This is a genomic window from Nisaea sp., from assembly GCF_017640745.1.
Lineage (GTDB): Bacteria > Pseudomonadota > Alphaproteobacteria > Thalassobaculales > Thalassobaculaceae > Nisaea.
Genome location: NZ_JAEPQA010000027.1, coordinates 39,862 through 54,510 on the forward strand (window position 1 = coordinate 39,862; position 14,649 = coordinate 54,510).

A 14,649-nucleotide genomic window follows, 5' to 3' on the forward strand; every position below is an offset into this window, starting at 1 on the left:
CAAGACGTGTCAGGTCGACGGCTTGAACGGCTGGCCGAGGCACGCCGGGGCCTGCGAACCGACGGACTTCCGCAGCGAGATCAGCGCCAGCACGACGATGGTCGCGAGGTAGGGCATCGCGGCGAGAAATTCCGGCGGAACATATTCGAAGCCGGCCGCCTTGGCGTGCAATTCCAGCGTCATCACGACACCGAAGAGATAGGCGCCCGCAAGCAACCGCATCGGCCGCCAGGCAGAGAACACGACGAGCGCCAGCGCGATCCAGCCGCGGCCTGCCGTCAGCCGTTCGGCCCACATCGGGGTCAGGACCAGCGAATAGTAGCAGCCGCCGATCCCCGCCATCGCGCCACCGAAAGCAACCGCCATGTAGCGCACGGAGATCACCGAATAGCCGATCGAATGGGCGGAGACGTCGTTCTCCCCGACCGCGCGCAGGATCAGCCCGGCACGGGTGCGGCGGAGGAACCAGGCCACCACAAGGGTCATGGCGAAGGAGAAATAGACTACCGGATCGTAGCCGAAGAGGATCCGCAGATGCTCGTGCTCGGCCAGCGCCGGCGGGAAGAGCGGGCCTATCCGCTCCACCGTCTGGCCGACGAAACCGGCGCCCATCAGCGAGGAAAGGCCGATGCCGAAGATGGTAAGCGCGAGGCCGGTCGCGACCTGGTTGGCGGTCAGCGTGAGTGTCAGGTAGCCGAAGATCATCGAGGCACCCGCCGCCGCGCAAGCCGCCGCGACGATGCCGACGAAGGTCACACCTGTCATCGTGGTGACGGCGAAGCCGGTGACGGCGCCGACAAGCATCATGCCCTCGACCCCGAGATTGAGGACGCCGGACTTCTCCACCACCAATTCGCCAAGCCCCGCCAGCAGGATCGGCGTCGCCGCGCCGACGACCGTGACGAGGATGGAGATCAGGATCGCTTCGGTCATGCCGCGCCTCCGCTGCGCGCACCGCCGAAGCGGAGGCGATAGGTCACCAGAATGTCGGTCGCTAGCAGGAAGAACAGCATCATCGCCTGGAAGAGGCCGCTCGCCGCGTTCGGAAGCCCGATGGAGGATTGCGCGATCTCACCGCCGACATAGGAAATCGCGAGAATGAGCGCGCCGAGCACGATGCCCGCCGGGTGCAGGCGGCCGAGGAAGGCAACGATGATGGCCGTGAAGCCGTAACCGGTCGGGAATTGCGGCACCATCTGACCGTAGGGCCCGGCCGCTTCCAGGATGCCCGCGAACCCAGCGAATCCGCCGCCGGCCAGAAGCGCCAGCCAGATCGTCCGCTTCTGGTTGAACCCGCCATAGCGCGCCGCATGCGGCGCTGCGCCGACAACCCGGATCTCGAAGCCGAACACGGTCTTCGAGAGCACGTACCAGGCGATCACGGCGACGATGAAGGCAATCGGTACGCCGAGATGGACGAAGGTATTGCCGATCTCGGGCAAGAGCTGGCTGTCGTTGAACATCCGGCTCTGCGGAAAGTTGAAACCCTCCGGGTCTTTCCAGGGCCCGCGCATCAGGAAATAGAGCAGCTGGATCGACACGTAGGTCAGCATCAGGCTGCTGAGGATCTCGCTGACATTGAGCTTCGTTTTCAGGAAGGCCGGGATCGCGGCATAGAGCGCGCCGCCGATCACGCCGGCGAAACACATTGCCGGCAGAATCCACCAGCCTTCCAGCTCCCAGGTCGCAAGCGCGACGCCGGTACCGGCAAGCCCGCCCATCACGTACTGCCCCTCGGCACCGATGTTCCAGACATTGGCCCGGAATCCGATGGAGAGCCCGGTCGCGATCAGGATCAACGGCGCCGCCTTGATACCAAGATCCTGCCAGGCGCCGATATCCAGCACCGGCACGAAGAAGATCGCCCAGACTGCGCCCGGCCCGTCGTAGCCGAGCAGGGAAAAGATCGTGGCGCCCGCAATCATTGTCAGCAGGACCGAAATGACCGGCGTCAGGTAGAGCATCCGGCGGCTCGGCTGCTTGCGCTTCTCCAGTTCAAGCAACATGGGCGGCTCCCGCATATTCGCGTGTCGCTTCGGGATCGCCGTGCACGCCGCCCATGAGCAGTCCGATCTCGTCCACAGAGGCCTCGCCCACCTTCAGGCTGCGCGAGAGCACGCCCTCGTTCATCACTGCGAGTGTGTCGGAGATCGCGAGCAGTTCGTCGAGATCCTGACTGATCACCACCACCGCCGAACCCCGCGCGGCGAGATCGACGATCTCCTGGTGGATCGCCGCCGCAGCGCCCGCATCGACTCCCCAGGTCGGCTGCGAGACCACCAGCACTTCCGGCGCCTGCATGATTTCCCGCCCCATGATGAATTTCTGCAGATTGCCGCCGGAAAGCGATCCGGCGGGCGACGACGCGCCGGTCGTCTTAACCGCAAAGGTATGGATCACCTCGTCCGTATAACGCTCGGCGAGACGGCTGTTGATCACGCCCCAGTTCACCATGTTCTTGCGGTTGCGCGCGGTCAGGATCGCATTGTCGATGAGCGAGAAACCCGGCACCGCGCCATGGCCGTTGCGCTCCTCCGGAACGGCGCAGAGGCCGTGCCTCCGGCGTGCATCCGCCCCGAGCATGCCGACCGGCGTGCCGTCGATCTTCACCGCGTCGGAGAACGGCACCGGCCGCTCCCCGCTGAGGGCCAACAGCAGCTCGTTCTGGCCATTTCCGGCCACCCCGGCGACGCCGAAGATCTCGCCCGCACGGACCGAAAAGGTGATGTTCCTGAGCGTCGTGCCGAACTCGTCATCGGCCGGCAGCGAAAGGTCCGCGACGACGAAGCGTTCGGCTCCGAAGCTGCGGCCCTCCGCCTTCTCAATCTCCTTCAGCGAGCCGCCGATCATCATTTCCGCCATCGAGCGGGAGGATTCCTTCTTCGGATCGCATTCCGCCACAACCTTGCCGCCGCGCAAGATCGTCGCCTTGTCGCAGAGCTCCACGATCTCGTGCAGCTTGTGGCTGATATAGAGGATCGAGCATCCGCGCTTCGCGAGCGCCCGGAGCGTGTCGAAGAGCTGAGCGACCTCCTGCGGCGTCAGCACCGAGGTCGGCTCGTCCATGATCAGCAACTGCGGGGTCAGCAGCAGGGCCCGGACGATCTCGATGCGCTGACGTTCGCCGACGCTGAGGGTGGCGACGGTGCGGTGCGGATCGAGATGCAGGTGATACTGCTCGAGCACGGCACGAATGCGACTTTCGAGCTCGGAATAGGAGACGGCCTCGTCGAGTCCGAGGGCGATGTTCTCCAGCACAGTCATCGCCTCGAAGAGCGAGAAATGCTGGAACACCATGCCGACGCCCATGGCACGGGCCGCCTTCGGGTTCGCGACCTGGACCGGCTTGCCGTCGAAACGGATTTCACCGGCATCGGGATGCATGATCCCGTAGATCATTTTCACCAGCGTGGACTTACCGGCCCCGTTCTCGCCGAGCAGCGCGTGGATCGTGCCCGGCGCCACGGAGAAACTCACATCGTCATTGGCGAGCACGCCCGGAAACGACTTGGTGATCCCCGTCAGTTCCAGGCGGCTCGTCACCCCATCACTCATTCAGCCCGTCCCCCGCTTCAGCCTGTTGCGGCGCAGCATCCCCCGCGGCCCGCGCCTCCGTCAATCGCGCGATCACCTCTGCCGCGACGAAGGCAGCGATCACTTCCGGTCGCTTGTCGTCGCTCCCCGTCGCCCCGATCGGACAGACCAGCGGCACCGTATCGCCCACCGGCGCACTGCTTTTCGCGCACCAGCGCTCGAAGGAGGCGCGCTTGGTCTTCGAGCCGATCATGCCGACATAGGCCGCGTCCCCGCGCATGAGCGCCTCGGCGGTGATGATGAAATCAAGTGCATGATCATGGGTCAGGACGACGAAGGCGCTGCCCCGCGGTGCGCTCCGCACTTCGGCCTCCGGCAGCGGAGTCAGACGCTGCTCGACCACCGCCCGGCAGAGCGCGAGTTGCTCCTCGCGCTCGTCGACCAGCACGGTGCGGACCGGCAGCAGGCTCATCGCGGCTGCCAGCGCGCGGCCAACATGGCCAGCGCCGAAGATGTAGATTGACGGATTGTTCCGCTGCGCCGCCGCGAGGTGCGCTCCCTCGCGGGCGAGCATGGCGGAGTCGAGCAAAAGCATGCTGAGGGCAACGTAGCCGCCGCAGCACTGGCCGATTTCCGGGCCGAGCGGCATTTCGAGCCGGCGCTCGGCAGAACCGGCGGCGAGCATCTCGCGCGCCGCCTCGATGGCAATGTGTTCAAGACGACCGCCGCCGATCGTGCCTTCGGTGCTGTCGGCGGAGACATACATCACCGTCCCGGCCGCGCGCGGCGTCGAGCCATGCGCCGAAACCACCTCCAGCCGGATTGCCGTTCCGGCGGTCTCGAAGAACGACCCGCTCATGCCGCCGCTCCGTCCACAGTCCGCAGCCGCTCGACGGCGAGCAGGATTCGCTCCGGCGTTGCGGGCGTATCGAGGCGCGGGCATTCGCGGTAGCCGGCGACGCTCGCCACCGCCATGGAAAGCGCCTCCAGCACCGAGATCGCGAGCATCAGCGGCGGCTCGCCCACGGCCTTGGAACGGCGGATGGTGCGTTCTTTATTCTCAGACCATTCGGCGAGAGCGACATTGAAGATCCGCGGCACATCGGAGGCGAGCGGGATCTTGTAGGTTGAGGGCGCATGGGTGCGCAACCGCCCGTCCCTGTCCCACCAGAGTTCCTCAGTCGTCAGCCAGCCGACGCCCTGGATGAAACCGCCCTCGACCTGACCCCTGTCGATTGCCGGATTGAGGGACTTCCCGACGTCGTGCAGGACGTCCGAGCGGTCGATCCGGTATTCGCCGGTCAGCGTGTCGATGGTGACCTCGGAGACCGCCGCGCCGTAGGCGAAATAATAGAAGGGCCGGCCCTTGCCCGCCGCGCGGTCCCAGTGGATGTCAGGCGTCTTGTAGAATCCGGCGGCCGAGAGATGCACCCGCGCCATGTAGGCGGCGGCGATGAACTCTTCGAAGCCCAGGACCTCGCTGCCGACAAGGATCTGCCCTGCCTCGAAGCGCACCGTGTCTTCGGGAACGTCCCATTTCTCGGCCGCGAAAGCTCTCAGCCTGCTCTTGATCTGCTCGGCCGCGTCCTGGGCCGCCATGCCGTTCAGGTCCGAACCCGAGGAAGCGGCCGTCGCGGAGGTGTTCGGCACCTTTTCCGTCGTCGTCGCGCTCACCCTGATGCGGTCGAGATCGACCTGGAAACAGTCGGCCACGACCTGCGCCACCTTGGTGAAGAGCCCCTGCCCCATCTCCGTACCGCCATGGTTCAGGTGAATCGAGCCGTCCTTGTAGACATGCACTAGCGCGCCCGCCTGATTGTACCAGGTCGCGGTGAAGGAGATGCCGAACTTGACCGGCGTCAGCGCGATGCCCTTGCGGAGGATGCCGCCCTTCGCGTTGAAATCGAGGATCGCTTTCCGGCGCGCCTGATAGTCCGCGCTTTCCTCCAGCTCCGACACCAGCCGGTCGAGGATGCTGTCCGTGACCTGCTGGTGGTAGGGCGTGACATCCCGGTCCGGGCCGGCGCAGTAGAAGTTCGCCTTGCGGATCTCCAGCGGATCCTTGCCGAGCGCGTAGGCGATTTCCTCCACGATCCGTTCCGCCCCGACCACGCCCTGCGGTCCGCCGAAGCCGCGGAAAGCGGTGTTGGAGACCGTGTTGGTGCGGAGCGGCTGCGAGCGCAGGCGAACGGCCGGGTAGTAGTAGGCATTGTCCGCATGGAAAAGCGCGCGGTCCGTCACCGGGCCTGAGAGATCGGCCGAGAAGCCGCAACGCGCCGCAAAGGTTCCGTCGACCGCGAGGATCCGTCCCTCCTCGTCATAGCCGACATCGTAGCTGACCTTGAAATCGTGCCGTTTCCCGGTCGCGATCATGTCATCGTCGCGGTCGGGGCGGACCTTCACCGCACGGTTCAGCTTCTTGGCGGCCAGCGCAGCGACCGCGGCGAAGAGCGCCGGCTGGCTTTCCTTGCCGCCGAACCCGCCGCCCATGCGCCGGACAACGACCGAGACCGCATTCGCAGGGATGCCGAGCACCTGTGCGACCAGAACTTGCCCCTCGCTCGGATGCTGGGTCGAGGAATGAATTGTGACGGTCTCGTCCTCGCCCGGAATGGCGAGCGCGATATGCCCCTCTAGATAGAAATGATCCTGCCCGCCGATCTCCATCCCGCCCTTGAGGCGGTGCGGTGCGGCTTTCAGCGCGCTTTCAACGTCTCCGCGTTCGAGCTTCAGCGGCGCGGTCACGAGATCGCCGCCCGCCTCCAGCGCTTCGTCGATCGTGACCAGAGCCGGAAGCGCGCGATACTCGATCTTCGCCAGCGCCGCCGCCCTGCGCGCGGCGTCTCGGGTCTCCGCGATCACCGCGAAGATGGGCTGACCCCGGAACATGACCTTGCCGTCGGCGAAGACCGGATCGTCATGGGCATGGACAGGGCTGACGTCGTTCTCGCCCGGAATGTCGGCGGCCGTCAGGACCAGCGCGACGCCGGGTGCCGCACGGACCGCGGAGAGATCCATTGAGACGATCTCCGCATGGGCCGCTTCCGAGAGCCCGAGCCAGCCGTGCAGAGTGCCCGCCGGCTCGACCATGTCGTCGATATAGTCCGCCGAACCCGCCACGTGCTTGTGGGCAGAGTCGTGCCGCTCGGGGCTGTGCACGCCGCCGCGGATCGTTCCCTGTTTTCGGCCCCCGTCCATCACGCGCTCAGCCTCGCGGGAGTTTCCCCGCCGGAAGTTTCGAGGAAGAACCGCAGCAGCAGGTTGGCCGCCACCTTGGAGCGGTAGTCGGCCGAAGCCCGCCAGTCGGAGAGCGGAGTAAAGTCCTGCCCCATCGCCGCCATCGCCGCCCGCACGCTCGCCTCGTTCCAGGGCTGGCCCAGCAGAGCCGCCTCCGTCTTCGCCGCCCGTTTCGGCGTCGCCGCCATGCCGCCGAATGCAAGCCGGACCGACGTCACTTTCCCGCCGTCGAGCGCCACTGAAAAGGCCCCGCAGACCGCCGAGATATCCTCGTCCCGCCGCTTGGAGATCTTGTAGGCCGCGTTCAGCGTGCCCGACACAGGGAGCGGGATGCGCACGCTCTCGACGAACTCGTCCGGTGCCCGGTCCTGCTTGCCGTAATCGATGAAGAAGTCCTCGAGCGGGATCGTCCGCCGCTTGCTGCCCCGGCGCAGCATCAGTTCGGCGCCGAGCGCGATCAGGGCGGGCGGCGTGTCGCCGATCGGCGAACCGTTGGCGATATTGCCGCCGATGGTGCCCATGTTCCGGACCTGCCAGCCGCCGATCCGGTCCCAGAATTCGGCGAGATGCGGGAAGTGTTCCGCGATCACCGAAGCGCTCTCGCTGTAGGTCACGCCCGCACCGAGGAAGAGCGCGTCCCCGGTCACGCTGATTCGCTTCAGATCCGCGACATGGCCGATGAAGACCGCCGGAGAGATGTCCTTCATGTGCTTGGTGATCCAGAGCCCGACATCGGTCGAGCCCGCCACCATGGTGGCATTGCCGACCTCAAGCAGCACGCGTGCGAGATCGTCCGCATCCGCCGGCAGGATCGCCGTGCTGCCGCCGCGCGAGACGACGACCCGCGCTCCATCGTCCATCTCCGCCAGCTTCGCCGTCACGGCCTCGCGCTCCGACACAAGCGGGTCTTCAGCCACGGCTCCGCGACCGGCCGCGTCGAGCGCCGCCCGGACGATCGGGGCATATCCGGTGCAGCGGCAGAGATTGCCCTGGAGCGCTGTTTCCACCGCCTCGACGGTACCGCAGCCGCCCTCCATCCAGAGCGCGTAGAGCGACATCACGACCCCCGGAGTGCAGAAGCCGCACTGGCTGCCGTGATGCTCCACCATGGCCTGCTGGACAACGTGCAGCCCGCCCTCGGGGTCGCGGAGATATTCCACAGTCACGACATGGCAGAGATCGACCGAGGCCAGCAGGCGGATGCAGGCATTCACGGTCTCGTATTTCAGTCCGTCGGGTGTGCGCCGCCCGACCAGCACGGTGCAGGCGCCGCAATCGCCCTCGGCGCAACCTTCCTTGGTACCGCGCAGCCGCTGCTCCAGACGGAGATGATCGAGCAGTGTGTCGCCGGCGCCGACGGCCCCGAGCCGCACCTCGCGGTCGTTCAGCAGGAACCGGATCTCGCCGCGCGCCGACATGGCTCAGCTCCCCCGGTAGGTCGCGTAGCCGTAGGGTGAGAGCAGCAGCGGTACGTGGAAATGCTGCGACGCATCGGCGATGCCGAAGCGGAGCGGGATCCGGTCGAGGAAGAGGATCTCGCCCGAGACGTGTCCCGCGCGGCGCAGATAATCGCCTGCGTCGAACACCAGCTCGTACTGGCCCTCGATAAAGCTGTCGCCGCTCGCCATCGGCGCGTCGGTGCGGCCATCGTCGTTGGTGACGGTCGAGGAGACCAGTTCGCGCGCTTCCCCGTCGAGGCGGTAGAGCGCGATCTTCAGTCCCGCCGCGGGTTTCCCGGCGGCCTGATCCAACACATGCGTTGTCAGACGTCCCGACGCCATAGTCTCTCTGTCCCTGTTCGCTCGGCATATCGCGCCGGTTTTCCCGGCTGCTCTTTGACCGAATTAGATTCTCAAGGAATTGTATATGAAAGGCGCCATGTCATAAGAGTCTTTCAAAATTTTGTTGAATGTCCGCGCGCGCGTTCTCCGGAACAATGGCGCCGGTACCGACGATGAGGTGGGATGATGGGGGACTATCCGCGCGACCTCGAAGGCTACGGCCCAAACGCGCCCGATGCGGACTGGCCGGGCGGCGCCCGGGTCGCGGTCCAGTTCGTACTGAACTACGAGGAAGGCGGGGAGAACAACCTGCTGCACGGGGACGCGGCCTCCGAGGCCTTTCTCTCGGAAATCGTCGGCGCGGCGGCCTGGCCCCGACAGCGCCATTGGAACATGGAATCGATCTACGAATACGGCGCCCGCGCCGGCTTCTGGCGGCTGCACCGGATGTTCACCGACGCCGGGATCCCGCTCACCGTCTACGGCGTCGCCACGGCGCTCGCCCGCAGCCCCTCCCAGGTAAAGGCGATGAAACAGGCCGGTTGGGAAATCGCCTCGCACGGCCTGAAATGGATCGAGCACAAGGACATGACCGAGGCGGAGGAGCTGGCGCAGATCGTCGAGGCCATCCGGCTCCATACCGAGGTCACCGGCGAGGCGCCGCGCGGCTGGTATACCGGCCGCTGCTCGATGAACACGGTCGAGCTGGTCGCCGCACGCGGGGACTTCGACTATATCTCCGACAGCTATGCCGACGACCTGCCCTACTGGATGGAAGCGGGTGAGCGCGACCAGCTGATCATCCCCTATACGCTCGACGCCAACGACATGCGCTTCGCGACGCCGCAGGGTTTCAATACCGGCGAGCAGTTCTTCCAGTATCTGAAGGACAGCTTCGATGCGCTCTACGATGAGGGCAAGGAAGGGCGCCCGGCGATGATGTCCGTCGGACTGCATTGCCGGCTGGCCGGACGCCCTGGCCGGGCGGCGGGCCTGAAGCGCTTCCTCGACTATGCGAAAGCCAAGGACAAGGTCTGGTTCGCACGCCGGATCGAGATCGCCGAGCACTGGAAGGCGAAACACCCGCCGAAGCGCTTCGAGCGGCCAAGCCGGATGGACAAGGCGAGTTTCGTCGCCCGCTTTGGTGGCATCTATGAGAACTCGCCCTGGATCGCCGAGGCGGCCTTCGATCTCGAACGCGGCCCCGCGCACGACACCGCGACCGGACTGCATTCCGCCCTCACCCGGATCTTCCGCTCGGCAAGCCCGGAGCAGCGGCTGGCCGTTCTCAATGCGCATCCGGACCTCGCGGGCAAGCTCGCGCAGGCCAAGCGCCTGACCGAGAACTCAACCGCCGAACAGGCAAGCGCCGGGCTCGACGCACTGACCGACGAGGAGCGCGCGAGCTTCGAGGACCTCAACCGGCGCTATGTGGAGAAGCACGGCTTCCCCTTCATCATCGCCGTGCGCGACAACACGAAGCCCAGCATCCTCGCGGCCTTCAAGAGGCGCATCGAAAACGACCGCGAGACTGAAATGGCCGAGGCCTGTCGACAGGTCGAACGCATCACCGAACTCCGACTGAAGGATCTCCTGCCATGAGTGGCGCCGACCGTTCCTACTACGCAATTCCCGGCGGTCTTCCGGGGCAGACGCAGCTGATGACAGGCCGGGCCGTCTTCACCGAGGCCTATGCTGTGATTCCGAAGGGCGTGATGACGGACATCGTCGCCAGCCTCTTCCCGTTCTGGGAGAACACCCGCGGCTGGATCATCGCCCGCCCGCTCTCCGGTTTCGCCGAGACCTTCTCGCATTACGTCATGGAGGTCTCCCCCGGCGGCGGCTCGACGAAGCCGGAACCGGAAGCGGGCGCCGAGGGTGCGCTCTTCGTCGTCTCCGGCGCGATCACCGTCACAGTTGGCGGCAAGGAAAAGGTTCTGACACCTGGCGGTTTTGCCTACCTGCCGCCATCAAGCGGCTGGACGCTAAGAAACGATGGCGCAAAACCCGCGCAGTTCCACTGGATCCGGAAGATGTACGAGAAGGTCGAGGGCATCGACGCGCCCGAGCCTGTCTTCGCCCGCGACCAGGACATCGCGCCCGCCGCGATGCCGGATACCGAGGGACGGTGGGCGACCACGCGCTTCGTCGACCCGTCGGATCTTCGCCACGACATGCACATTACCGTCGTGACCTTCCTGCCGGGAGGTACCATTCCCTTCGAGGAGACGCATGTGATGGAGCACGGGCTCTACGTGCTCGAGGGCAAGGGCGTCTACAAGCTGAACCGGGACTGGGTCGAGGTCGAGGCGGGCGACTACATGTGGCTGCGCGCCTTCTGCCCGCAGGCCTGCTACGCCGCCGGGCCGGGACCGTTCCGCTACCTGCTCTACAAGGACATGCACCGCCATCCGCGGCTGACCGGTGTCGGAGCCTTCGGGCGATGAGCCGGACGATCACCGCACAGCCGCTGACGGCGGAGGCGTTCGCCCCCTACGGCGAGGTCCTGGAGGCCGCCGGCGCGCCGGATTACATGATCAATGCCGGGCTTTGCGGGCGGTATCACGATCGCGCACGGCCGGAAACGGACGCGGAGGGCAAGGTCACGCTCAGCATCGGCCGAAGCGATGCGGTTTCCCTGCCCCTTAGCCTGAAAATGATGGAACGGCATCCGGACGGCAGCCAGGCCTTCGTGCCGATGAACGGGACACGCTTCCTTGTCATCGTCGCCGCAGACGAAAACGGTGCGCCGGGCAAACCGGAAGCCTTCCTCACGGACGGGGCCCAGGGCATTCAGTACAAGCGGAACTGCTGGCACGGCGTGCTCGCGCCGCTTTCCGGCCCGGCGGATTTCCTGATCGTCGACAGGATCGGACCCGGCGCCAATCTTGAAGAACACCACCTCCCGGAGCCCTACACAATTGTCGCCGGCTAGGACGCGTACCGGCGGCGCCGCGACGCGTCTTCGGCCGATACTCCAAAAAGCAAACCGCCCGCACAACCGAAGCGGCGCGGGCGGCGATATTTTGACCCCAAGAGGCTGATCACAGCCGCTTAGTGATGTTCCTTGTCATGGCCGGGTTCGGCCAGTTCGGACATGGTCCGGACGAGATCGACGATCCGCGCGCGGGCGTGTTCCGGCAGGTCCCCCCAGAGACGCACCAGTTCATTCGCCTGACGGCGGGCCAGCGGAGAGTCCATCTCGACATCGTGGGCGCTGGCAACCGGCGGCGCGATATCCTCGGCACCCAGCAGCCGGGCGGGCGATTGTGAAATCGTCTGCTCGTCCATCTCGTCGAAGAAGTAGGACACCGGCGTATTCAAGACCGAAGCGACATCGAACAGACGGGACGCGCTGATGCGATTGTCCCCACGCTCGTATTTCATGTATTGCTGCGACGTCACGCCGATCTTCTGCGCGACGATCCGCTGCGTCATTCCCATTTCCTTGCGGCGGCGGCGCAGGCGCGCGCCGACGAATACATCGACCGGATTGTTCGCATTCGTCTTGCCCCGATCCGCCGAGTCTTTTTCGGACGCCTGCCCGGAAGCGTCCGCTGCCTCGTCAATAAGACGATTGGCGGCATTTTTCATAATCACCCCCCGATCCCTCAAGAGTTCCCTAAACCGAAAATTGCCAAAACCCCGAATTCCGATGAGGTAGAGACAATAACTTTATCTCTGGTTGAGATTTCTGCCCTAAAAGCTTTCTGCTACGCTAGAAAACGCGCCGCCGGACTTTGATGCCGCGCTACCGAGACCTGAAACGGTTCTTGTATTTTCTTGCGTGGCTGGCGTCTAGGTCGTTAACCATACCATGTTGTGCCGGCACGATCAATTTCCACGTGGACGTTATAGGTGAATTTTTCGGCACCAAAGAAACAAATACTATTGGTTGCGTGGGCCTCCAAAAAGCTGACATTTGCGCTAAATACGGGCTTCACGGCAGATTCCAGGCCACGGCGTGACATCAACCTTTACGATCTAAAGTTGACCATGGGGCAATAACTTGAAGATTGCATTGTCGAACCCGAAGTCTACTATCCGATTGAAAGGAAGCGCCATGAAGCTCGATATCGCCGTCATCGGCAATGGTCCGACAGCCCAACTTGCGACCCATGCTCTTCGCGACGCCGGATTCGAGGCCGCGATGGTCGGCCCTAGAGCCGACCGGGAGACGGACCCCAGGACCACGGCCTTGGTGCCTTCCAGCGTTGATTCGCTTGATATCCTGGGCATAGACGTCCGTTCGAGAGCGACGCCATTGCTCGATCTCCGGATCGAGACCACGGGCCCGTTCGGCCTGGTGACCGAAAATTTCACGGCAGACGACGCCGGAGAAGAGTTTCTCGCGCAAAACCTGTTTATTCGCGACCTGATGGCCGTCATTCCGGAGGTGCCGTCCGTCGCATCGCGCGCCACCGGTGTGTTTCCCGGAGATCGGAGCGTCCGGATTGAAACTGCAGACGGCACGATGCTCGAAGCGGCCCTCGCGGTCGCCGCCGACGGCCTGCAATCCATCGCCCGGGAAGCCGCCGGCATCGCCCTTCGCAAACGTCCGCTTGGCCGCAGCGCGCTCTGCGTCCCGGTGCACCTCGAAAAGCCGCACCGGCGACTCTGCATCGAACGCTATGACGACACCGGCACGCTGACCCTGATCCCGGTCGCGGAATACGATGCCTCGCTGATCACGATTGCCTCTCCGGGCGATATCGATGCGTTGGCCGCCTGTGACGACGAAACAATCGCGCGCAAGTTGTCACGCCGGCAACCCGCCTTCGGAAAAATCGCGTTCAGTGGCGCCAAGGCGGTCTTCCCCCTCAATCTCGGCTTCACCCCCCGGCCGGCGCGCAATCGCGTGGTGGCGATCGGGGAGAGCGCGCACATCGCGCCGCCGATCGCGGCCCAGGGCTGGAACATGTCGGTCCGTGACATCATGACGCTGACCGACCTGCTGCGCTCCGCGCGGGCCGAAGACCGGGATATCGGATCCGCCGAGACCCTTGCGCGATATGCGCCGCGGCGGCAGCCCGACGTCGCCGGGCGGCTTTCGGCGATCGGCGCTCTTGCCGGTGTGGCGACACGTCCTTATGCGCCTCAGAAACTGCTGCGTCAGGCGGGCCTGATGGCGCTCGGCCGCTTCCAGGGAGCCAAACGCGGCCTGATGCGCGCCGGCCTCAGGTGAGACGGCTGCGGACCGGCTCCGCAATTGCACTTGTGCTGGCTATCCTTGCCGCCGGCCTCGGTAACCGGGCCGCAGAAGCGGCCGAAACCGCACTTCCCCCTCCCCTTGCCCGGCTCAGCTTCGGCATGCCTCTCGACGGCGCACGCAACGCCCTGCCGGAGGCCCGCTATCTCGAAGACGGTCTCGACTTCGGCGCGCTGAAAGCCCGGCTCGTCCTGCCGTCCATTCCGACGCTGGGCTCGAGCTTCCGGCTCTATCTGCAGTTCGATGCTGAGGAGCGGCTCCGACAAGTGCTGTTTGAGCGGCGCCATGCGGCGGCGACGCGCGAGAGCGCCGGAGCCGTGCAGGACGCGCTTCAGCAGAGATACGGAAAGCCCGCGGAAATCTGTTTGCCGGCAAATGCGACGCCAGCCGCGGGCCGGATCACATGGCACACCGGGAGCTGGTCCCTGCATCTGATCGGGATCGACGATCTCGGCCTCGGCATGCTGACCGAGGACCCGGACCGCGGCGACGCCCTGGAGAACAGACCGGTCGCACGCAGCCGCGGCGAACGGTTTCGCGGCCGTCAGCAGCGCAGTCTGCCGCGCCGGATCCTGATCAGGATCCATGGGGCCGCAGACACACAGCTCCAGCCACCGCCCTGCGGTGCCAATTAGCGTATCGGGATCGGGACCCGCGCACCGACAGACGAAATTCTGTCAGCGGCGGCGCACCCCGAGAAACGCTCCTGCGACAAAAGGTGAGCTTAACATTGTTCCAACGCCTGCCGTGCCAAGACATGCCATAATACTCATCGACAAATCATGAATTCATCGATCCATGCAAAGTATACGCGAAACATTATTTAGTTTTTATGTTCAAAGCGTCTCAAAAAGAGATCGCACTTCCATTTTTCATTGAATTTTATTT

The 14,649-nt window shown here is 65.0% G+C and carries 13 protein-coding genes and 1 pseudogene; 6 read left to right on the forward strand and 8 right to left on the reverse strand.

Annotated features, from left to right (window positions below):
• Positions 1 to 9: 9 nt before the first annotated feature.
• From JJ959_RS17245 to uraH, 7 genes are read right to left on the reverse strand one after another with little or no spacing between them, the layout of a single operon-like run.
• Entirely contained in the window at positions 10 to 933 is a 924-nt protein-coding gene (locus tag JJ959_RS17245) for an ABC transporter permease (protein WP_292886372.1), read from the reverse strand.
• The gene (locus JJ959_RS17250; protein ID WP_292886375.1) at positions 930 to 2,006 is read right to left on the reverse strand and encodes an ABC transporter permease; all 1,077 of its coding nucleotides are present in this window, start codon (positions 2,004 to 2,006) and stop codon (positions 930 to 932) included. Before JJ959_RS17250 ends, JJ959_RS17245 begins: the two co-directional genes overlap by 4 nt.
• Positions 1,996 to 3,555: an ABC transporter ATP-binding protein gene (locus tag JJ959_RS17255; RefSeq protein ID WP_292886378.1), complete on the reverse strand. Its 1,560-nt coding sequence runs from the start codon at positions 3,553 to 3,555 to the stop codon at positions 1,996 to 1,998. The genes JJ959_RS17250 and JJ959_RS17255 overlap by 11 nt, the downstream gene beginning before the upstream one ends.
• Positions 3,548 to 4,393: a xanthine dehydrogenase accessory protein XdhC gene (gene xdhC, locus JJ959_RS17260; protein ID WP_292886381.1), complete on the reverse strand. Its 846-nt coding sequence runs from the start codon at positions 4,391 to 4,393 to the stop codon at positions 3,548 to 3,550. Before xdhC ends, JJ959_RS17255 begins: the two co-directional genes overlap by 8 nt.
• The gene (xdhB, locus tag JJ959_RS17265) at positions 4,390 to 6,732 is read right to left on the reverse strand and encodes a xanthine dehydrogenase molybdopterin binding subunit (protein ID WP_292886384.1); all 2,343 of its coding nucleotides are present in this window, start codon (positions 6,730 to 6,732) and stop codon (positions 4,390 to 4,392) included. Before xdhB ends, xdhC begins: the two co-directional genes overlap by 4 nt.
• Positions 6,732 to 8,189: a xanthine dehydrogenase small subunit gene (gene xdhA / locus JJ959_RS17270; RefSeq protein ID WP_292886387.1), complete on the reverse strand. Its 1,458-nt coding sequence runs from the start codon at positions 8,187 to 8,189 to the stop codon at positions 6,732 to 6,734. The genes xdhB and xdhA overlap by 1 nt, the downstream gene beginning before the upstream one ends.
• A 3-nt stretch (positions 8,190 to 8,192) precedes the next feature.
• Complete coding sequence (uraH, locus tag JJ959_RS17275; RefSeq protein ID WP_292886390.1) at positions 8,193 to 8,552, reverse strand: hydroxyisourate hydrolase; 360 nt, start codon at positions 8,550 to 8,552, stop codon at positions 8,193 to 8,195.
• A 186-nt stretch (positions 8,553 to 8,738) separates the two neighbouring features.
• Between uraH and puuE the strand changes: the two are divergent.
• The 4 genes and pseudogenes from puuE to JJ959_RS17295 all read left to right on the forward strand — a co-directional run.
• A pseudogene (puuE, locus tag JJ959_RS17280) lies at positions 8,739 to 9,635 on the forward strand (allantoinase PuuE); the annotation flags it as partial.
• A 30-nt stretch (positions 9,636 to 9,665) separates the two neighbouring features.
• Positions 9,666 to 10,154 carry a 2-oxo-4-hydroxy-4-carboxy-5-ureidoimidazoline decarboxylase gene (uraD, locus tag JJ959_RS17285; protein WP_292886456.1) on the forward strand — a complete coding sequence of 163 codons (489 nt, stop codon included), beginning with the start codon at positions 9,666 to 9,668 and terminating at the stop codon, positions 10,152 to 10,154.
• Positions 10,151 to 10,999, forward strand: coding sequence for a bifunctional allantoicase/(S)-ureidoglycine aminohydrolase (locus tag JJ959_RS17290; RefSeq protein ID WP_292886393.1), 849 nt, complete (start codon positions 10,151 to 10,153; stop codon positions 10,997 to 10,999). The genes uraD and JJ959_RS17290 overlap by 4 nt, the downstream gene beginning before the upstream one ends.
• Positions 10,996 to 11,487 (forward strand): ureidoglycolate lyase, encoded by a 492-nt coding sequence (locus JJ959_RS17295; protein WP_292886396.1) that lies wholly within the window; start codon positions 10,996 to 10,998, stop codon positions 11,485 to 11,487. Before JJ959_RS17290 ends, JJ959_RS17295 begins: the two co-directional genes overlap by 4 nt.
• Before the next feature lie 119 nt (positions 11,488 to 11,606).
• Here JJ959_RS17295 and JJ959_RS17300 read toward each other — a convergent pair whose 3' ends face one another.
• Complete coding sequence (locus JJ959_RS17300; protein WP_292886459.1) at positions 11,607 to 12,146, reverse strand: helix-turn-helix domain-containing protein; 540 nt, start codon at positions 12,144 to 12,146, stop codon at positions 11,607 to 11,609.
• Positions 12,147 to 12,615: 469 nt separating this feature from the next.
• On the opposite strand from JJ959_RS17300, the gene JJ959_RS17305 reads away from it, so the two are divergent.
• The gene (locus JJ959_RS17305) at positions 12,616 to 13,737 is read left to right on the forward strand and encodes an FAD-dependent monooxygenase (protein ID WP_292886399.1); all 1,122 of its coding nucleotides are present in this window, start codon (positions 12,616 to 12,618) and stop codon (positions 13,735 to 13,737) included.
• Complete coding sequence (locus JJ959_RS17310) at positions 13,734 to 14,396, forward strand: hypothetical protein (RefSeq protein ID WP_292886402.1); 663 nt, start codon at positions 13,734 to 13,736, stop codon at positions 14,394 to 14,396. Before JJ959_RS17305 ends, JJ959_RS17310 begins: the two co-directional genes overlap by 4 nt.
• Positions 14,397 to 14,649: the final 253 nt, after the last annotated feature.